The organism is Kribbella sp. NPDC054772 (genome assembly GCF_053611945.1).
In genome coordinates, this window is record NZ_JBSHBJ010000006.1 from 150706 (window position 1) to 170395 (window position 19690).

The 19690-nt window shown below is 68.8% G+C and carries 14 protein-coding genes; 6 read left to right on the forward strand and 8 right to left on the reverse strand.

Translation table 11 applies throughout. The features are described 5' to 3' along the window. Positions 1–3 precede the first annotated feature (3 nt). Entirely contained in the window at positions 4–2244 is a 2241-nt protein-coding gene (locus tag ACWGID_RS12895) for a family 43 glycosylhydrolase (RefSeq protein WP_452196621.1), read from the forward strand. Continuing rightward, complete coding sequence (locus ACWGID_RS12900) at positions 2241–5066, forward strand: alpha-glucuronidase family glycosyl hydrolase (RefSeq protein ID WP_452196622.1); 2826 nt, start codon at positions 2241–2243, stop codon at positions 5064–5066. Before ACWGID_RS12895 ends, ACWGID_RS12900 begins: the two co-directional genes overlap by 4 nt. An 89-nt stretch (positions 5067–5155) precedes the next feature. Here the strand turns inward: ACWGID_RS12900 and ACWGID_RS12905 are convergent, their stop codons facing one another. Together ACWGID_RS12905 and ACWGID_RS12910 are read right to left on the reverse strand one after the other, a co-directional pair. Beyond that, complete coding sequence (locus ACWGID_RS12905; protein ID WP_452196623.1) at positions 5156–6169, reverse strand: LacI family DNA-binding transcriptional regulator; 1014 nt, start codon at positions 6167–6169, stop codon at positions 5156–5158. Positions 6170–6236: 67 nt separating this feature from the next. Next, the gene (locus ACWGID_RS12910; protein ID WP_452196624.1) at positions 6237–6506 is read right to left on the reverse strand and encodes a hypothetical protein; all 270 of its coding nucleotides are present in this window, start codon (positions 6504–6506) and stop codon (positions 6237–6239) included. A gap of 38 nt (positions 6507–6544) precedes the next feature. Between ACWGID_RS12910 and ACWGID_RS12915 the strand changes: the two genes are divergently transcribed. Continuing rightward, positions 6545–7297, forward strand: coding sequence for a MerR family transcriptional regulator (locus ACWGID_RS12915; RefSeq protein ID WP_452196625.1), 753 nt, complete (start codon positions 6545–6547; stop codon positions 7295–7297). A gap of 3 nt (positions 7298–7300) precedes the next feature. On the opposite strand, the gene ACWGID_RS12920 is transcribed toward ACWGID_RS12915, so the two are convergent. The 3 genes from ACWGID_RS12920 to ACWGID_RS12930 all read right to left on the reverse strand — a co-directional run bounded on the left by ACWGID_RS12920 (position 7301) and on the right by ACWGID_RS12930 (position 12942). Further along, entirely contained in the window at positions 7301–9259 is a 1959-nt protein-coding gene (locus tag ACWGID_RS12920) for an amino acid transporter (RefSeq protein ID WP_452196626.1), read from the reverse strand. A gap of 96 nt (positions 9260–9355) precedes the next feature. Further along, a complete protein-coding gene (locus ACWGID_RS12925; RefSeq protein ID WP_452196627.1) occupies positions 9356–10672 on the reverse strand; it encodes a DUF4041 domain-containing protein in 1317 nt (438 codons plus the stop codon). Between the two features lie 440 nt (positions 10673–11112). Then, positions 11113–12942 carry a flavin-containing monooxygenase gene (locus ACWGID_RS12930; protein ID WP_452196628.1) on the reverse strand — a complete coding sequence of 610 codons (1830 nt, stop codon included), beginning with the start codon at positions 12940–12942 and terminating at the stop codon, positions 11113–11115. Positions 12943–13089: 147 nt separating this feature from the next. Here ACWGID_RS12930 and ACWGID_RS12935 point away from each other — a divergent pair, with 147 nt between their 5' ends. Then, positions 13090–14286 carry a GAF domain-containing protein gene (locus tag ACWGID_RS12935; RefSeq protein WP_452196629.1) on the forward strand — a complete coding sequence of 399 codons (1197 nt, stop codon included), beginning with the start codon at positions 13090–13092 and terminating at the stop codon, positions 14284–14286. On the opposite strand, the gene ACWGID_RS12940 is transcribed toward ACWGID_RS12935, so the two are convergent. Next, positions 14279–15436, reverse strand: a complete 1158-nt coding sequence (locus tag ACWGID_RS12940) for an NAD(P)/FAD-dependent oxidoreductase (RefSeq protein ID WP_452196630.1) — start codon at positions 15434–15436, stop codon at positions 14279–14281. The genes ACWGID_RS12935 and ACWGID_RS12940 overlap by 8 nt on opposite strands. A gap of 74 nt (positions 15437–15510) precedes the next feature. On the opposite strand from ACWGID_RS12940, the gene sigJ reads away from it, so the two are divergent. Then, positions 15511–16374, forward strand: coding sequence for an RNA polymerase sigma factor SigJ (gene sigJ / locus ACWGID_RS12945; protein WP_452196631.1), 864 nt, complete (start codon positions 15511–15513; stop codon positions 16372–16374). Between the two features lie 21 nt (positions 16375–16395). Here the strand turns inward: sigJ and ACWGID_RS12950 are convergent, their stop codons facing one another. Then, positions 16396–17457: a Gfo/Idh/MocA family protein gene (locus ACWGID_RS12950; RefSeq protein WP_452196632.1), complete on the reverse strand. Its 1062-nt coding sequence runs from the start codon at positions 17455–17457 to the stop codon at positions 16396–16398. Next, on the reverse strand, positions 17454–18281 hold the full coding sequence (locus tag ACWGID_RS12955) for a sugar phosphate isomerase/epimerase family protein (protein WP_452196633.1): 828 nt from the start codon (positions 18279–18281) through the stop codon (positions 17454–17456). The genes ACWGID_RS12950 and ACWGID_RS12955 overlap by 4 nt, the downstream gene beginning before the upstream one ends. A gap of 131 nt (positions 18282–18412) precedes the next feature. Here ACWGID_RS12955 and ACWGID_RS12960 point away from each other — a divergent pair, with 131 nt between their 5' ends. Beyond that, complete coding sequence (locus ACWGID_RS12960; protein WP_452196634.1) at positions 18413–19675, forward strand: GAF domain-containing protein; 1263 nt, start codon at positions 18413–18415, stop codon at positions 19673–19675. Positions 19676–19690 lie beyond the last annotated feature (15 nt).

Genomic DNA, 19690 nt, shown 5'->3' on the forward strand with positions numbered 1-19690 from the left:
GTCATGCCCCGAAAAGCCCCCCTGCGTCTGATCGTCACCGGCCTGGTAGCGGTGACGGCCAGCCTGCTCCCGACCCTCACGACCAGCGCCGCACCCCAAGCGGCGCCGGCGACGTACACGAACCCGCTGATGCAGGACGTCGCGCAGGCGTTCTCCGACGTCGGCCTGATCCGCGCCAAGGACGGCGCGTGGTACTCCTACGCGACCAACACCAGCCTGACCCGCGAGAACGCCGACAACCACGGTCCGGCGCACCTGCTGCCGATGATGAAGACGACCGACCTCGTGCACTGGGAGTTCCTCGGTGACGCGTTCAGCGAGGCGAACCACCCGCAGTGGCCCGGCTGGCCGCAGAAGGGTTACTGGGCGCCGGACGTCCGGTACGTCGACGGTCAGTACTACATGTACTACTCCGCCCCCGGCTCCACCTCGCTCGGCGCCGCCATCGGCCTCGCGACCGCGCCGACCCCGGCCGGTCCGTGGACCGACATCGGCCACCCGGTTGTGAACTTCGTCGCCGACAGCGAGGTGATGGAGATCGACCCGATGATGTTCATCGACGACGACGGCACGAAGTACCTGTACTACGGCTCGTTCCGCCGCGGTGGCATCCACGTCGTGAAGCTGTCCGCCGACGGCCGCAGTACCGTCGGGGAATCGCGCCAGGTCGTCGCCGGTGAGCGTGGTGAAGGCACCTGGGTCACGAAGCACGGGCCCTGGTACTACCTGTTCTACTCGGGCTACGGCTGCTGCATCGGCGACGTCGGCGGTGGCGGCTACCCGCTGCTCGTCGGCCGCTCGAAGTCTCCGGTCGGCCCGTTCCTCGACGAGAACGGGGTCTCGCTGACGGCCGACCAGCCCGGCGGCACGATCGTGAACTCGTACAACGGCAACTCGCTCACGGCCACCGGCCACAACGCGATCACCGTCGACCGCTCCGGTCAGGAGTGGAACCTGGTGAACTCCGACATCCGCGCCGACCACACCTGGGGCGGCCGCCCGCAGTCGATGGACCGCCTCGACTGGGTCAACGGCTGGCCGACCGTCCGCGCCGGCCAATGGACCTCCGACCAACCACAAGCCGCTCCTGCCTCGGAGCCCAAGCTCGGCGGCTCGTTCAGCAAGCCCACCGACCTCGCCGACTGGCGCACGGTCAACGGCAACTGGACGGTCACCAACGACGGGTACGTCGAGTCCGCCGATCAGTCCGGGCTCCTCGTCAGCAGCAAGACCGGCTCGGCGAACTACCGCATCGAAGCCGACCTCAGAACCACGAGCGGCCCGGCCGGACTCGTCTTCGGCTACCACTCACCGTCGACGTACGCGACCGCTTGGCTCGATCCCGCCCGTGGCGCGCTGCGCGTCGAGCAACGTGTCGCCGGGAAGATCGTCGGGACGTCGGAAACCAAGCTCTACAACGGGTTCCGCTACGACACCTGGCACTCGATCAGCGTCGAGACTCGCGGTGACCAGGCCACCGTCCAGGTCGCGCCCGCGCTCGGCGACAACCCACTCGGCGAACTCTCCGTCACACTGACCAAGCCGCTGCAGGGCCCGTCGAACTTCGGCCTGACCGGCACCGCTCAGGGCGACAACCTGAGCCTCGCGCAGCTCTACCAGCCGGTCACGCACAAGATCCCGGATCCTCGGCTCGGCCAGGAACTCACGGACTACAGCGACGAGTTCGACAGCGCGGATCCGAACTGGCAGTGGACCGGCTCGAACCAGGGCCACCTGGAGAACGGGCAGCTGGTCTGGGACACGCAGGCCAACGACCTGAGCAAGGAAGACAACCTCGCCACGGTCCTCCTGCGCGACGCACCGCAAGGCGACTACACCGTCGAGACCCGCGTCTCGCTCCCGTTCGCCGGGAGCACCGGTAATGCTCGCGCCGGTCTGATCGCGTGGGGTTCCAGGACCAACTCGTTGCAGCTCGCGCCGACCCGCACGAACGCCGTACGGCAGACGTTCCTGTGGCCTGGTCCGGACGCGACGCCGTGGGCTGAGGCGATCCAGCTCGGGCCGAGTGCGGACACGATGTGGCTGCGGCTGCGTCACACGACGAACCCGGCGACTGGTGAGCACCTCTTCCAGGCGGCGACCAGCCTGGACAGGAAGCACTGGCAGTGGGGCAGCTACTGGAACCTGCCCAAGGACTCCGGACCGCTCAAGCTCGGTCTGATCTCCATGGGCGGCGCCGGCAGCACCGCGCGCTTCGACTACGTCAGGACGTACCAGTCATGACCTTCACGCGACGAACGCTGCTCGCCGCGGGTGGAGCCGGAGCCCTCGCCGCCGGTCTCCTCCCCGGTACGACGTCCCACGCCGCCGCCGTCCCGCCGGACGAGGACGGCTACGACCTCTGGCTCCGCTACCGCCTCATCCCCGACCGCGACCTTCTGGACCGCTACCGCTCCGCGATCACCCACGTCGGTGTCCAGGGCAAGCACCCGGTGCTGCAGTCGGCCGGCTCGGAGCTCGCCCGCGGACTGTCCGGTCTGCTCGGACGCACGATCCCGGTGAACGACCAGCTCACGAAAGGCGCGGTCGTCGTCTCCGTGAGCGCCGGCGACCCACAAGGCACCGAGGGCTTCACGATCAAGCGCCAGGCCGACCGCGTGCAGATCACGTCGGCCGGCGAACGCGGCGCGCTGTACGGCGCCTTCCGTCTCCTGCAGCATCTCCAGCTCGGACGCCCGCTCGAGAAGCTCAACCAAGCGGATCGCCCGGCCTCGCCGCTCCGGATGCTGAACCACTGGGACAACCTCAACCGGTCCATCGAGCGCGGCTTCGCGGGCAAGTCGATCTTCGTGTGGGACGAACTCCCCGGCCTCCGCGAGCGGTACGTCGACTACGCCCGCACACTCGCCTCGGTCGGGATCAACCACACCGTCATCAACAACGTCAACGCCAGCGTCGAGTTCCTGCGCTCCGAACGATTGCCCGGTCTCGCCGCGCTCGCCGGACTCCTGCGCAAGTGGGGCGTGCAGCTGTGGATCTCGGCGAACTACGCCGGCCCGATCTCGCTGACGGCCGGCGATCCGGACCCGATCAAGGTGGCCGATCCGCTCGCCGCGCGGGTGCAGCAGTGGTGGCAGGACAAGATCGACGAGATCTACCGGCTGATCCCGGACTTCGGCGGCTTCCTGGTGAAGGCCAACTCCGAGGGACAACCCGGTCCGCTCGACTACGGCCGTACGCATGCCGAGGGCGCCAACATGCTCGCCGACCGCCTCGCGCCGTACGACGGGCGGCTGGTCTGGCGGTCGTTCGTGCATGAGGGGTTCGACGACTGGGCGGAGTACGAGTACCGGGTCTTCCATCCGCTCGACGGGCAGTTCCACGACAACGCCGTCGTCCAGACGAAGAACGGGCCGATCGACTTCCAGGTGCGGGAACCGGTGAACCCGTTGTTCGGTGGGCTGCCGAAGACCAACCAGATGGTCGAGTTGCAGATCACCCAGGAGTACACCGGGCACTCGACGCATCTGTGCTATCTGGTGCCGGAATGGAAGACGATCCTCGACTTCCCGACGTACACCGGGTCCGGGAGCGGGCCGACGGTGGCCGAGGTCGTCGACGGGACGGCGTACGGGCAGACGAACGTCGGGTTCGCGGGCGTGCTGAACTTCGGCGACGACCGGGACTGGACCGGGTACCAGCTCGGCGCGGCGAACACGCACGGGTTCGCGCGGCTGGCGTGGAACCCGAAGCTGTCGGCCGACGAGATCGTCACGGAGTGGATCGAGCTGACCTTCGGCGGCGATCGGCAGGTCGGGTCGGTGCTCAAGGCAATCATGCTGCAGTCCTGGGAGACGTACGAGAGTTACACGTCGCCGTTGGGGATGGGGTACTTGACCTATCCGCTCGGCGGGCATTTCCAGCCGGCGCCGACGACCACCCAGAATTTGTCCCACCACTCGACGGCCGAAGGAACAGGTTTCGACCGGACGGCAGCCACTGGTTCCGGATTCACCGGGCTTCTCCCCCAGCACTGGCAGGACATTTACGGTTCACTGGAGAACTGCCCGGACGAGTTGCTGCTGTTCATGCATTGGGTGCCGTACACGCATCGACTGCGTTCCGGGAAGACCGTCATTCAGCACATTTACGACAGCCATTTCGACGGGTGCGAGCGGGTGCTCGAGTTCCAGCGCTCGTGGAAACGCCTCGCCGGGCGGGTCGATCGAGCGCGGTACGCCGATGTCGCGGCCACGTTCGACGCTCACGTCATCGAGGCGGAGCGCTGGCGGGACACGATCGTCGCGTACTTCTTCGGGTGGTCGCGGACCGTGTCGAGCCGCTCCGGGTGGGTGCAACTGGCCTACCCGAACGGACGGCTGCTCTTCGGTGGTCGTGCCAATCAACTCGCTGTGGAAGTCACCAACGCGACGTCGGCGGATCAATCGGTCACCGCCGCCGTGCACGCGGTCGACTCGAGCTGGCAGGTCGGATCGGCGACGGTCGCGGTTGGCTCGGCACAGTCGGCGAGTGTCGACGTACCCGTGACTCCCCCGCTGATCGCCGATCACGTGGACCTGGCTGTCGACATCACGCCTGGTCAGATGGCGTTGGGTTCTCGGCATCAGACCTTCGTGATCACCCCGGACCCCGCGCAGTGCCATCTGGCGTTGGATGTCGGGACCGCGGACAGCCCGCTGGTGCCGGGCTACACGCGGCTCGCGAACAACACGGCGTGGAGCGAGGCCCGTGGGTTCGGGTGGGTCGGGACCGGACCGCAACCGCGCGACCGGGGCAGCCTGTGGGACGCCCTGCAGCGCGACTTCGTCGGCGACTACCCCGCACGGACTCTCCGCATCCGGATCCCGGCCGGACGCCAGAAGCTCTCGGCACTCGTCGGCGATGGCGGCCCCGACTGCCCGCCGACGATCATCAGCGAGGGTACGACGGTGCTCGCCACGTCACCCGAACTCCCGGGCGGCATCTTCACCTGGGTCCACGCCGAACTGGACGGCGGTGCAGCCGGTCGCACCGTCGACCTCATCCTCGACAGCGAACCCGACCGGTTCTGGCACCTCGGCGCGCTGGTGATCACCGCGGCGTGAGCGCCCCCCTAGAACGACGCCGGTGGTCGGGTCTCCCCTTTCCCGATCACCGGCGTCCAATCACTCGCGTCGAACAACCTGGTGCTGGATCACCGGCGTGAAATGACGGTGGTGCTGCGCGGTGCGACGGTCGTCTCGCGGAAGAGGATCTCGGTGGGTGCCGCGGTCATCGGTTCGGGGTCGGGGTCGCCTCGGAGTGCGGCGATCAGGCGGCGCATGCCATGCCGCCCGGAGGTCTCGCGGTCCACGCGCACGGTCGAGAGCGCCGGCGTGCCGTAGCGGACGGTCTTGAGGTCGTCCCATCCGGTGACGCTCAGGTCCTCGGGGACGCGCCAGCCACGGCGTACCGCTGCGTGCATGACGCCGACGCCGATGTGGTCGCTCGCCGCCACCACCGCGGTTACCGGGGTGTCGTCCGGCAGTGATCGCACCGCCTCGACACCCGTCTCGGGATCCCACGGGCCGTCGTACACACCGTGCGACCGCAGCCCTCGCCGTTCGCAGGCCTTCAGGTAACCGGAGCGCCGCAGTTGCGCCGACAGCCAGTCCTGCGGGCCGGCCGCATGGAAGAAGTCGCGATGCCCGAGATCCGCCAGCCGGCCGATGATCTCGTCCATCGTCGCCTCGTCCTCGGCCACCGCCTCGACCGACCGCAGCCGCGCGTCGAACTCCTCGGTCTGTACGACGACCTTCTCGTCCGCCGCCCGCACCATCAACGGCGTCGCCGACAGCACGCCGTCCACCTGACCGCGCGCCAGGATGTCCTCCGCGAGCCGGCTCAACGCGGCCGGAGTCTGCTCGACCCCGATCACGATCTCCACCTCGTACCCGAGCCGCCGCGCCTCCTCGCTCGCCGCCGCCACGCTCCGCTCCGGCCCGGACCACCCCGGCAGGATGATCGCGACCACCCCGGTACTCCGGGTCCGCATCGCGCGGGCCATCAGGTTCGGCCGGTACCCGAGCTCGTCGACCGCCGCCTTGATGCGCGTCATCGTGTCCGCACCCACCGTCGGATCGGCCCGCAGGTACCGCGACACGGTCTGATGCGAAACACCGGCAAGGGCGGCAACGTCGTACATCGTCGGGCGGCGCTGAACGCTCATACCGCCACGATACTTGTGAAAGCGGCCTTCGCCCCCACTGTTGCCTACGGCCCCGACGCGATCCAGCTCAGCTGTCCTCGCGCGCGAGTAATCCGTCGAGTACGTCGGCGGCCTCGTCGTAGCCGGCGTCGGCGATCCGTTGCAGCTCGAGAAGATCGCGGGTCGCGGCCGCCCGGCGCGTCAGCAGCTCCCCTGCGTGCTGGCAGCCCTCGTCGAGCAGGTCACTCAGTTCCGGTACGTCGTCGCGCGCGTCGGCGAGGTCCGCGAGGCGGTCCATGGCTCGCTCGTTGCCCTCGTCGGCCAAGGCGCGCAGGGTTTCGCGGTCAAAACTCGTCATACCCCGATCCTGCGACGTTGCCCCTGGGGAGAGGTCAAGTGCGAGACGCTGGGGTCGTGATCACCATCGGCCAGCTGGCGCAGTACGTCGGCGTCTCGACCAAGACGATCCGGGTCTACCACGCCAAAGGCCTGCTCCCGGAGCCGCCGCGGGACGCGTCCGGTTACCGCCGGTACTCCGCGCAGGATCTCGTCGAGCTCATCAAGATCCGCACCCTCGCCGAGGCCGGCCTGCCGCTCGCCACCATCGCTCAGCTCGCTGAAGCCTCCCCCGCCGAGCTCCGGTCCGCGGCCACCGCGGCGGAGACGGAGCTGACGGCCCGGATCGAGCGGCTGGTCAGCACACGGACAAGGCTCCAGCAGTTGGCAGCCGGCCACAGCCCGTTCCTGCCCGCCGAGGTCGAGCAGCACCTGCAACGGCTCGACGACCTCGGATTCTCTAAGCGCTGGATCGCGATGGAACGCGACCTGTGGATCCTCACGTACGCGACGTACCCGGACACCGCACACCGCTACTTCACCGACCAGACCGAAGCCCAAGCAGACCCGGAGCTCGGCCGGCTGTACCTGGCGTACGACCAGGCCCACGACCTCGACCCCGACGACCCGTCCCTCATCGACCTCGCCGACCGCATCGTCACCGCGTCGCTGGCCCGCTACAACCCCGCCGACCTCCACGACCAAGCGGTCGACACCGACCTCCCACACCTCGTCCAGTCCAGCCTCAACGCGTCGTCGCCGGCCTGGGAACGGCTCGACACCTTGATCCGTCGAGGACTGCGGCAGGGCTGACCGTCAGGCGACGTGCACCCACGGACGGTTGGACCGAGTGGGTTCGGCACGACGCAGCACCTCGCGGGTGACCGGCGGTACGTCGTCTTCGCCCGAGATCAGGTACCGCAGCAGGAAGTACAACGGGTTGCCCTCGGCCCAGGCGAAGTAGATGTGCGGCATGATCTGCCAGTCGTCACGGATCTTCAGCAGCAACGCCGCGATCGCGTTCGGCACGCTGGGGCTCTCGACGCACAGGATCTGGTACCCGAAGCGCTCCTCGCCGCGCACGTCCAGCTCGGTCTCGAACTGCGACGCGTCCGTCAACGTCACCTCCAGGAACAGGATCGGCGGCCCCACCGGCAGGTTCCGCACCTCCCGCTGCTCGGCCTCCTTCTCCCGGTACTCCGTGGCGTCGCGATCGTCCGGTTCGTTCGCGATGATCCGCAGCTCACCGTGACTCGCCGCGTCCGAGATGATCCGGCACGCCTGCTCGTCGAACCGCACCTCGGTCGCACGCAGCTCGAGCGACCGCGTCGCCCGGGAGATCAGCGACGTCAGGATGATCGCGACGATGAAGAACGAGGCGATCTGGACACCGTCCGGCCGCTCGATGATGTTCGCAATCGTGGTGTAGAGCAGCACCAGGCTGATCACCCCGAACCCGACCGCGCGGAATCGTTCCCCCTTGCGCCGCGCCGACAGCGTCACCGCGATCGACGCCGACATGATCAGCACCAGGACGCCGGTCGCGTACGCCCCGCCCTGCGCCTCCACATCGGCCTTGAACAGCACCGTGATCACGAACGCGATCACCGCGAACACGATCACCAGTGGGCGGGTCGCCCGGGCCCAGTCCGGGACCATCCCGTAGCGCGGCAGGTACCGCGGCACGATGTTCAGCAGGCCGGCCATCGCCGACGCGCCCGCGAACCAGAGGATCAGGATGGTGCTCACGTCGTACACGGTGCCGAAGACGCTGCCGAGGTGCTCGTGCGCGAGGTACGCCAGGGCGCGGCCGGACGCTTCGCCGCCGTCCTTGAACTTGTCCTCGGGGATCAGCACGATCGTCGTGAAGCTGCTGGTGATCAGGAAGCCGCTCATGATCAGCGCGGCCGTGGTCAGCAGCTTGCGGGTGTTGCGGATCCGCGTCTCCGGGTGCGCGGGGTCGTCGCCGGCCGCACCGTCCACCTGCGGCATCACGGCGACACCGGTCTCGAACCCGGACAGGCCGAGCGCGAGCTTCGGGAAGACCACCAGTGAGATCCCGATCATCACCCAGATATTCGAATGTTCGGTGACCAGCATGCCGCGCCAGTTCGTGACCAGCGAAGGCGCGGTGACCACGTTCCACAGCGCATTCGTGACGACGACCAGATTCAGTCCGAGATAGACGACCACGAGGGCGACCGCGATGCCGATCGCTTCGCCGAAACCGCGCAGGAAAACGCCCGCGAGCAACGCGAGCAGGACGATCGTGATGATCACTTCCTTGCCCTCGAGCCAGTGCGGCACATACGGATTCTCGACGACGTGTGCCGTCGCGTCCGCGGCCGACAGCGTCATCGTGATGATGAAGTCGGTCGCCATGAATCCGAGCAGCACGAGGATCGTGAGCTTGCCCTTCCAGCGGCCGAGCAGGCGGTCGAGCATCGCGATCGATCCCTCGCCGTGCGGGCTCTCGGCCGCCACCCGGCGGTAGACCGGCAGCGCCCCGAGCAGCGTCAGCAGCACCAGGATCAACGTCGCGACCGGCGACAGCAGATCGACCGCCGCCGCCGCGATCGCCGGTTGGTACCCGAGCGTCGAGAAGTAGTCGACACCGGTCAGGCACATCACCTTCCACCAGCGGTGCGTGGGATGCGGCGTCGGTCGATGCGGTCCCGAATGCCCCGCGGGACGGTCGTGCAGCAGCCAGGCCGCCAACCGTCCGTGCGCCGGAGCCGGTCCGCCGACCGTCTCGTTCTCACGCGTTTCTGTCACCGGCCGGAGCCTAGCCAGCGCTCGCCACCGAACCCGCCGCCTCTAACACACCTCTAACGCCCCTGTGCGGACAACCACGTCGACGCCGCAGAGCCCTCAGGCTGGTGAGCCAGTCGTGCTGCCGGCCGTGTCCTGACCGCCGCTGGCTCGCCATTCGAGGGCTTCGGGAAGGTCGTGGTACTCGAGGAGGTGCTGGCCTGCGATGCGGGCGAGCTGGTCTCGTACCTCCGCGGGTGTCGCGTGGAAGTACTCCCGTCGGAGATTGACCTTGTTGACCCGTTGCTCGGCGAACGCGGTGTGCAGCGCGCTCTCCAGTCCGAGCGCGTCCTCGCTGAAGATCACCGCGTGGACGTCGAACCTGAACGGCACCGACGCATCGCCCAACTCGCGGACCCGGTCCAGCGGATCGAGTCGTCGGGTCATCCCGATCTTGATCATGTTCTGACCGAAGGAGCCGATGTTCGAGATGATGTAGACGTACCCGGCGCGGATGTTCGCCTCGCGCTCCTCGACGCCGGTGATCGACGCCTCGATCTCGGCGACCTGTGCCTCGAGCTTCTCGATCGCGGCCGCGTCACCTGACGCTCGTACGCGGGCCAGCGCCGTCTCGTAGTGGGTCCGTTCCTTCAGCAGCCGGGCCTTCTCGCGTTCGAACTCGCGGCGGGCCGCCTCCTCCTCGCGCTGCTGCTCGCGCTGCGCGCGGATGCGTTCCTTCTCCTCGTCCACCTTCGAGAGATAGTCGGCGGTGAGCAGGACTTCTTCGACGCGCAGCGCGTGGTAGTCCTCGCTGATCCGGATGCTCATGCTCTGTCCCAGCCGCGCGATCGTCTCGCGGGCCTTCGTCAGCCGTTCGACACTCGCCGCTCGACGGTGCGGGCGGACCGTCCGTACGCAGTTGTCGGCCTCGGCGTTGTACGCGCGCAGCATCAGCTTGGAGACCTCGCGCACCATCTTCGCGCCGGCCCGCGCCGAGTTGTTGACCTGCCAGTCCGTCGTCGCGGTGACCGCACCGTCGCCTCTGGCAAGAACCTTGTAGCGGTCCTTCAGGTCGCTGAGGCGCGCCTTGTACGCGACCGCGTCCTGCAACGGATGCGAGTACTCGTAGAGCCCGACTTCCTGGAGCGTCGCAACCTCGTTGGTCTCGATGATGCCTTGCCGTACGGCGGCCAACTCGGCCTGGGCGTTGGCGACATCGAGCCGGGCGCTGCTCACCGCCGATCGGACCTGGTCGAGCTCGCCCCGCAGCCGATCCGTCTCGGCGGCGATCGTCAACGCGTCCATCCCGCCGAGCTGCTCGACAAGCCCCCGAAGCTGCTCGTTCTCCTGCTCGAGCCGCTTCTTCCCACCGAACAACCCACCACCATCACGCCCACCCGAACCAACCGAGGGTACGAGGATCCGCGCCTCCCCCACTCCAGCACCTACCGGCGCCGCATGCCTCCCCTGAACCGGCGCCACCTTCACTGGCGTGGTGGCTGGTTGGCCGGCGTCTGGGATCCACAGTTGCCAGCCGGGTGGTGCCGGGGGCCAGCTCGGGTCGGGTTTCCATGTCGGGCCGGGGACGAATCCGGCGGGCGGCTGCGGCCAGTTCGGCGGCGGATTGAATCGGAACGACATCCAGCTGACTCCCCCAGTACGGACCGGCCTCGATCGGCACGATCGCCTCCGCGCAGGCCCCGTACCCCCAGCCGCTGTCCTCCCCGACAGCGACCACCCGCGTTGCCTCCATATCGCAACCAGCCACCCCTCCGTTACACCCCGTCCCTCGACGCGGACTGGACAGGCGCATGTGTACGCCGTAGCAGGCGCGTGGAGGAGGGGTCGCGCCTGCTACGGGCACCTGGGGGCTGGAGCTACTTCAGGTGATGAACCTGCTGGAGGGCGTACACGGGGGTGGGGATGTTCTCGTGACGGGCCTTCAACTGCAACGCGAGGTACAGGGAGTAGTGGCGGGACTGATGGAGGTTGCCGCCGTGGAACCAGAGCGCCTCCTGCTGGGTCGGCTTCCACATGTTGCGCTGTTCGCCCTCCCAAGGACCCGGGTCCTTCGTGGTGTCCGACCCGAGACCCCAGCACTTGCCAACGGTGTCCGCGACCTCCTGCGAGATCAGGTCGGCCGCCCACCCGTTCATCGACCCGTACCCGGTCGCGTAGACCACGAGATCGGCCGGCAGCGAAGTCCCGTCCTCCAACACCACCGCGTCCTCGGTCAGGTGCGAGACCTGCCCGTGCGCCAGCTTCACATCGCCGTTCGCGACCAGGTCCGCGGCGCCTACGTCGATGTAGTACCCAGAGCCGCGCCGCAAGTACTTCATGAACAACCCAGACCCGTCGTCACCCCAGTCGTGCCGGAAACCTGACGCCTCCAACCGCGCGTAGAAGTCCTTGTCCTTCTCCGCCATCGCCTGGTACGCCGGGATCTGGAACTCGTGCAGGATCCGATAAGGCAGCGACGCGAAGATCAGATCCGCCTTCTCCGTCGTCACCCCGGCCGCGAGCGCGCGCTCGGAGTACAGGTCACCAAGGCCGTACTCCATCAGCGAGTCGCTCTTCACGATGTGCGTGCTGGACCGCTGCACCATCGTCACGTCGGCGTCGTGTTCCCACAGTGCGCCACAGATGTCGAAGGCGCTGTTGTTCGACCCGATCACGACGCACCGCTTCCCGGCGTACGCGTCCGGCCCGGGGTGCGCCGACGAATGGTGCTGGTCTCCGCGGAACACCTCTTGCCCAGGCAATGTTGGCACGTTCGGCTTCCCCGACATCCCGGTCGCCAGCACCAGCTGACGAGGCCGCAACGTCAACGGCGAACCGTCGCGCTCCACGAGAACCGTCCACTCACCGGTCTCCGCCGAGTACGTCGCCGACTTCGCCACCGTGCTGGACCAGTACGGCACCTCCATCGTCTTCACGTACGACTCGAGCCAGTCACCGATCTTGTCCTTCGGCGCGAACACCGGCCAGTTGTCCGGGAACTTCAGGTACGGCAGGTGGTCGTACCAGACCGGATCGTGCAGACACAGCGACTTGTACCGGTTCCGCCACTGGTCCCCCGGCCGCGGCTGCTTGTCGATGACCAGCGCGGGTACGCCGAGTTGCCGCAACCGCGCTCCGAGCGCGATCCCGCCCTGTCCGCCACCGACCACCAGCACGTACGGCTGCTCGGTCGACCCGAGCGATTCGGCCTCATCCTGCCGCTTCTCCTTCCAGGTCCGGCGATTCTTGTCAGCCCCGTGCTGTGCACCCATCGGACGCCGGACGCCGCGAGACTCCTCGTGGCCCTTCAGCTCGCGCAGCGTCGTGAGCAACGTCCACGCCTTGTCCTGCCCGTCCTCGTCGACGTGCCGCACCAGTCCGAAGCCCCGGCCGACGCCGGTCTCGAACTCGAACCACGCGGTGATGACACCGTTGTCCTCGCCCGCCGGTTCGGACAACCGGAACCCGCTCGGGTCGGTGCCGTCGAGCGTGTGCGTCAACAGGTCGGCGACACCGTCGGGGTTCTCGACGGTCTTCAGGTTCCAGGTGAACGCGATCAGGTCGCGCCAGAAGCTCGTGGTCGCGAACAGGCCGGCGGCCCGAGGTACGTCGCGCGCCTGCAACGCGTCCTCGAAGGCGGTGAGCCAGTTCGTGGCCCGGTCGTCTGCCGACAGCTGGGACGTCGGCTTCTCCTCGGTCTGGGTCATGGGGTCAGGACACCGCTCGCACCGCCACACGGACCAGGGTTGCAACACGTTGCACGGTGACGACGCTCACGAAACCGTCCTACGATGATCGAGCCAGTGTCCTGAGTCGCGCCTCCGACTGAAGACACTCAGGAGTGAGGAGTGCCCATGACCGCAGCGACGCCCGCGTTCGGAGCGATCATGCCGGGGACCGACCTGTCGCTCCGCGCCCGGGAACTGGTCCGGATCCACGACGCCGTACTCAGCGGCGTCCGGCCCCCGGAACGCCCGCGGGCTCTGGTGGCCCGGTCCTGGTCGCGGGTGATGAGCCTCGGCCTCGCCGCGGACCACGTCAACGCGCGGAAGCCGATGAGCGGCGAGGACCTGCTGCGCCGACGCAGTACGTCGCGGTTGTCGCTCGTGATCGACGAGCTGCGCCGGGTGCTGACGAGCGTCGCGGACGCGTCGCTGTTCCTGATGGTCGTGTGCGACGCGGACGGGGTCGTGCTGTGGCGCGAGGGATCACCCCGGGTGCAACTGACCGCGGACCGGCTTGGGTTCCTCGAAGGAATGGTGTGGACCGAGCAGGTGGTCGGCACCAACGCGATCGGTACGGCGCTCGCGGAGGCCGCGCCGGTGCAACTGTTCTCGGCCGAGCACTACGAGAACTATCAACATCCCTGGTACTGCACCGCATGGCCGATCCACGACCCGCGCGACGGGCAACTGCTCGGCGTCGTCGACGTGAGCGGACCGGCCCTCACGTTGCATCCCGCGATCGCCGCGCTGGTCGAGAGCGCGGTCCGGCTCGCCGAGACGTCGCTGTGGCGCCATCACCAGGAACGCCTGGAGAGCCTTCGCCGCTCCACCGAGGCAGTCGTCGGTACGACGAACGGTCCGCTGCTGGTCGTCGACGATCACGGCTGGGTCGCGCACCATTCCGGCATCGCGGCGCGCGACCGCATCGACGTACCGCGGGCCGACCGCGCGGTCGCCGTACCGGGTCTCGGGCTGTGTCTGCCGGAACGCCTGGGGGCCGGGTGGCTGGTGCGGCCTCGCGAGCCCGGCGTCACCGTGCATGCCCGGCTGTGCCCCGGCCCCGAGCCGCGCCTGGAGGTTGTCCGCGACGGCGAGCCGTGGCGTACGTCGCTCACGCGCCGGCACGCGGAGATCCTCACCGCACTCGCCGCGGCCGGCCCGCACGGTCTGACCGCCGCCGAGCTCAGCACCAGGCTGTACGGCGATTCGCAGCACGAGGTGACCATCCGCGCGGAGATCTCCCGCCTCCGCCGCGTCGCCGGCGCTCTCGTCTCCACCCACCCCTACCGCATCGCCAACGGCGTCGACCTCCAAGTCATCAACTGACCGTCTGCGTGGCGTGGCGGGGCGCTGCCTTGGGCCAGCTCATCGAGCCGGGGTCGTTGGCCTCCCGCCGGATGCGTTTGTCCACCACGAACCGGCAGGCCGTCTCCTTGATGAACGCTCCGGGACGACCGGCGATGTACAGATTCACCGCAGTGTCGTCCTTGCGCGCGAGTTGCCGAAGCCCGGCGTGGCGACCAAGGCTCAGGCAAGCTCCGGTGAAGGCAAGGTCCAGCGGCGCCGGCGCAGTTCCGGCGATACGGCTGATCACGGTATCGGCGGCCCGCGCCCCGAGCGGGCCGGCGGCGTACGTACTCATCCGCAACGGACGCCCCGACGGCGCGGCCGCATCACCCGCCGCCACGATGCGCTCGTCGTCAACACTCGTCAGCGTCTCGTCGGTCAACAGGCGACCCATCGCGTCCGTCCGCAGCCCGCTCGCGGCCGCCAACTCCGGTACGCCGAATCCGGCGGTCCAGACGGTCAATGCGCTCGCGTGCACGCTCCCGTCCGTGAGGACAACGGCGTCCGCACGCACCTCGGTCACCGAGTCGGCGACCCGGACGTCGACGTGATTCCGGGTGAGCCACTTCGCGATGTGCCGCCGAGCTCCAGAGCTGAAAGTCGAAGCCAGCGCCCCACCACAAACCAGGGTGACCTTCCGCCGTTGTTCCGCGAGCTCCGCGGCCGTCTCGATGCCGGTCAGCCCGCCACCGACGACGGTGATCGGGGCATCGAGCGGCAGATCGTCCAGCTTCGCGCGCAGCAGTTGCGCGGACTCGAACTCGGCGAAGGAGACCGCGAAGTCGGCCGCCCCCGCAACCGTCGGCGGCACCGCCCGACTGCCGACCGCGTAGATCAGGTAGTCGTAGCCGAGAACGTTGCCCGAGGCAAGCTGCACGGTCCGGGCACCGGCGTCGATCCGGGCGACGCTGTCGACCACGAGCCGGATACCGTCGCCGAGCAGCGTGCCGTAGTCGAGAGTCGCCTCGCCGGTGCGGGCGACGTACTGGTGCAGGCGGATGCGTTCCACGAAGTCGGGGCGAGGGTTCACGAGCGTGACGTCGACGTCGTCACGAACCCGCAGACGGTTGGCGGCGAGCGTTCCGGCGTACCCGCCGCCGATGACGATGACCTTGTGTTTGTGAGTCATACCGACCCGACCAGGCAACCCCGCGAAACGTCAGGCCGACGTCACATTTCGCCGCGCTGCCGTGTCGGATGGGCATGATCGTCAGCGAGCAGAAGCAGTTGATCAACGTGGCGTACCGGCTCCTCGGCTCACTCGCCGACGCGGAGGACGTCGTCCAGGAGGCGTACACCCGCTGGTACGCGATGACACCGGCCGAGCAGCAGTCGATCGAGAACCCGGCCGCCTGGCTGACGAAGGTCACCAGCCGGATCTGCCTGACCCAGCTCACCTCGGCCCGGGTACGGCGTGAGACCTACGTCGGCGAATGGATCCCCGAACCGCTCCCCGACCCCACGGACCGGACTACCGCGCGCGCCGACCCTGCCGACCGGGTGACGCTCGACGAGTCGGTGACGATGGCGTTCCTCGTGGTCCTCGAGTCGATGACGCCGGCCGAGCGGGTCGCGTTCGTCCTGCACGACGTCTTCGGCTACCCGTTCGCCGAGGTCGCCGAGATCGTCGGCCGCTCCCCCGCGGCGTGCCGGCAGCTGGCATCGTCGGCTCGCCGCCGGATCCGCGCAGCGCAAGCCCCCGTGACCCCGGCCGCCCGGCAGGCCCGCGTCGTCAGGGACTTCAAGCAGGCCTGGGAAGCCAAGGACCTCAAGGCCCTCGTCGCTCTCCTGGACCCCGACGCCTCGGTCATCGCCGACGGCGGCGGTCTCGTCGGCGCGGTCCTGCGGCCGATCGCCGGCGGCGAACAGATCGCCCGCTCGATGGTCAGCTTCGCGGGAAAGTTCAGCGACCTGACGCTCGTGGAGCGCACCGTCAACGGTCAGCCCGGTCTCGTGGCCCAGCGCGACGGCGTCACCGTCACGGTCTACGCCTTCGAGATCTCCGGCGACCGCATCAAACACATCTGGGGTGTCCGCAACCCCGGAAAGCTCCGGCCCTGGACCTGAGTCCGGGGCCGGAGCTGTGGGTCAGAGCGAGACCGGCTTCCCGGTCTCGGCCGACTCGTAGATCGCCAGCACCAGGTCCAGCGTCCGGCTGCCCTCGGCAACCGTCACCAGCGGCTCCCGGCCCGTGGCGATCGCCTCGAGGAAGTCGGCGTACTGGGTCGAGTGCGCGTTCGACAACGCCGACGGATCGGCACCGGCGGTCTGCGCCGGGGCGTCGGCCGCGAGGACCTGTGCGGCCTGGTTGGTGTCGCCACCGCCGTACGCACCGGCCTCCTTGGCACCACCGGCGGCGTGGAAGTACTCCAGCTTGTCGCCATCGATGACCGCCGAGCCGCGCGTGCCGTGCACCTGTACGCGGGCGCTCACCCCTGGGTACGCCGCGGTCGTGCCGTGGATCGTCGCCAGCGCGCCGTTGGCGAACTTGACGATCGCGACCGCGGTGTCCTCGACGTTGATGCGGTCGTGGGCGAGGCGAGCGGCGTGCGCCGTGACCTCGACCGGCTGACCGAGCATCCAGACCAGCAGGTCGATGGTGTGGATGCCCTGGTTCATCAGGGCGCCGCCGCCGTCGATCTCCTTGGTACCGCGCCACGCGCCGGAGTCGTAGTACTCCTGGCTGCGCCACCACGCGATGCTCGCCACCGCCGACGTCAGCTCACCGAGCTTGCCCGACGTCACCGCCGACCTGACCACCTGGCTCGCCGGGTCGAAGCGGTGCTGGCTGATGACGGTCGCCTTGCCCTTCGACGTCCGCTCCGCCTCGGCGAGCTCGGCCGCGGCCTCGGCGGTGATGTCGATCGGCTTCTCGACCACGACATGCTTGTCGGCCCGCAGTACGGCGATCGCCTGGCCGGCGTGATCGCCGCTCGGGGTGCAGACCGCGACACCGTCGATGTCGCCCAGCGCCAGCACGTCGTCCAGCTTCCCGTACGCCGGGACGCCGTACTTCTCCGACAGCGCCCGCGCCGCCTCCGGGTCGATGTCGACGACCGCCGCCAGCTCGGCACCGGCCAGCCCGTCGATCACGGCCGCGTGATGCTTGCCGATCACGCCGCAGCCGAGGACCGCGAATCGCACCGTCACGCGAACTCAATCCCTTCGGCGGTCAGCAGGCCGGTGAACGCCTTGTGCGCGCGCTCGAACTGGTCGGCGCCGGAGTAGCCGCCGAACTTGCCGGCCGACTGCAGATGCGGCTCGAGCGAGAAGTACCCGTCGAACCCGTCGGCCTTCAGCGCGCGCAGCGTGTCCAGCATCTCGCCGTCGCCCTCGCCGGCAGGCACGACCTCGCCGCTGGCCAGGATCGCGTCCTTGATCTGCACGTACTCCAGGTACGGACGCAGCTGCGCGAAGCCCTCGGTGTGCGGCCGCACGCCACACTGCACGAAGTTCGCCGCGTCCCAGGTCGTCCGCAGCTTCTCCGACCCGACCGACTCGATCAGGTCGAGGCAGCGGCTCGGGATGTCGCCGTAGATCTCCTTCTCGTTCTCGTGCGCGAGCACGACCGGCCGGTTACCGACCTCGGCCGCGAGCGCGGCCATCCGGCGCAGCACCTCGTCCCGGTACTGGGCCGGGTCGTCGTCCTGCGGGATGAAGAACGAGAAGATCCGGATGTACGCCGTCTGCAACGTCTCGGCGACGTCCAGCGCGTGGCGCATCCGCTCCAGGTGCGGCTCGAACGGGTCGTTGATCCCGATCTTCCCGATCGGCGAACCGAGCGCCGAGACAGCGATCCCGTGCCGGTCCAGCAGCGTCTTCACCTCCGCCAGCTGCTCGTCGGTGAGATCGAGGACGTTCACACCCCAGGCGCTGCGGAACTCGACGTTCTTCACGCCGAGCTTCCCGAGCACCTGCAACTGCGTCTCGAAGTCTTTGTCGATCTCGTCAGCGAATCCCGACAGGGTCCACATATCCCGTTCCTTCACGCATCGTCCGGTGACTGACTATCGCCGGTCCATGCAATCACAGATGGAAATCGCTTTCCAGTGCGTCTTACGGAGCGGCCTGGACTTTGGCCGGGTTCGGCAGTTCCCTTGGAAAGGTGGAATCGATCGACCGATGGCTGCATCGGCGACACGAGGACTTCCTCGGGGGTGCGGGGCAACAGCCCGTGCGGGGCCTGGTCGCGGCCTCCTGGGACCGCTCGGTCGCGGCCGGGCTGCACGCCGACACCGCGGCCCCGTTCGCCTTCCGGGCCGACGAACTCACGGCGTACCGGGACGAACACCCGCTGTCGGCGGTCATCCCGATGCTGTACGACGTCCTCGGGCGAGCTGCCGTGGACAGCGACTGCGTGATGGCTGTCGGTGACAGTGACGGCCGGCTGCTGTGGGTGTGCGGGCGTCCCGACGTCCTGCGCGCCGCGGACAGCATCCACTTCAGCGAGGGCGCGTGGTGGGCCGAACGGCAGGTCGGCACGAACGCGCTCGGCACGTCCCTGGAGGTGGCGACACCGGTGCAGATCCGGTCGGCCGAACACTTCACGGTCCTGGTGCAGCCGTGGTCCTGCGCGGCGGCTCCGATCTACGACCCGGACACCCAGCGCGTGCTTGGCGTCGTCGACATCACCGGTGGCGTCGACGCCGGTTCGCCGCAGTCGCTCGCCCTCGTCCGCGCGGCCGCCCGGATGGCCGAGGCCGAGCTCGGCCGGCTGACCATCCTGCGCAGGCTCACCGGCGAGTCCGCCCGGCGGATGCGGATCGTCGCGCTCGGCCGACCGGACGCCGAGGTGTCCGGCGACGGGCGGGACCTCCGGCTCAGCCGCAGGCACAGCGACATCGTCGTACTGCTGGCCGAGCACCCCGAGGGCCTGACCGCCGAGGAGTTGTCGGAGGCGCTGTACGGCGCCCGGTACGGCGAGGCCGACCATCGTTCCTCGCTCCGCGGCGAGATGACCCGGCTGCGCGCCCTCCTCGGCTCCGGCGTCGTCGAATCACGCCCGTACCGGCTGCGTCACGACATCGCCGCGGACTGGCTCGAAGTCGGCGACGATCTCGACTCGCATCTGCTGTCGTCGGCCTTGCGCCGCTACCCGGGTCCGCTGCTGCCGCAGTCCGACGCGCCCGGAGTCGTGGCGTCCCGGAACCGTCTCGACAACCGCGTGCGCGCCGCCGTACTGCGGACGCAGGACGTCGACCTCGTCGTCGCGTGGACCCGCTCGTACGCCGGCGTCACCGACCTGAGCGCGTGGGAACACCAGCTGGCGCTGCTCTCACCCGCCTCACCGCTGTGGCCGTCGACGCAGTCCGAGGTACGGCGACTGCGCGCGGACTACGGAGTCGACGCGGCGGGGACCGAGGGCTGAGCAGCACCCACGGTC

Bases quoted from the DNA above. Each gene is read 5' to 3' on its own strand.
- ACWGID_RS12895 (WP_452196621.1), top strand. From the start codon at position 4: ATGCCCCGAAAAGCCCCCCTGCGTCTGATCGTCACCGGCCTGGTAGCG.
- ACWGID_RS12900 (WP_452196622.1), top strand. From the start codon at position 2,241: ATGACCTTCACGCGACGAACGCTGCTCGCCGCGGGTGGAGCCGGAGCC.
- ACWGID_RS12905 (WP_452196623.1), bottom strand. From the start codon at position 6,169: ATGAGCGTTCAGCGCCGCCCGACGATGTACGACGTTGCCGCCCTTGCC.
- ACWGID_RS12910 (WP_452196624.1), bottom strand. From the start codon at position 6,506: ATGACGAGTTTTGACCGCGAAACCCTGCGCGCCTTGGCCGACGAGGGC.
- ACWGID_RS12930 (WP_452196628.1), bottom strand. From the start codon at position 12,942: ATGACCCAGACCGAGGAGAAGCCGACGTCCCAGCTGTCGGCAGACGAC.
- ACWGID_RS12935 (WP_452196629.1), top strand. From the start codon at position 13,090: ATGACCGCAGCGACGCCCGCGTTCGGAGCGATCATGCCGGGGACCGAC.
- ACWGID_RS12940 (WP_452196630.1), bottom strand. From the start codon at position 15,436: ATGACTCACAAACACAAGGTCATCGTCATCGGCGGCGGGTACGCCGGA.
- sigJ (WP_452196631.1), top strand. From the start codon at position 15,511: ATGATCGTCAGCGAGCAGAAGCAGTTGATCAACGTGGCGTACCGGCTC.
- ACWGID_RS12955 (WP_452196633.1), bottom strand. From the start codon at position 18,281: ATGTGGACCCTGTCGGGATTCGCTGACGAGATCGACAAAGACTTCGAG.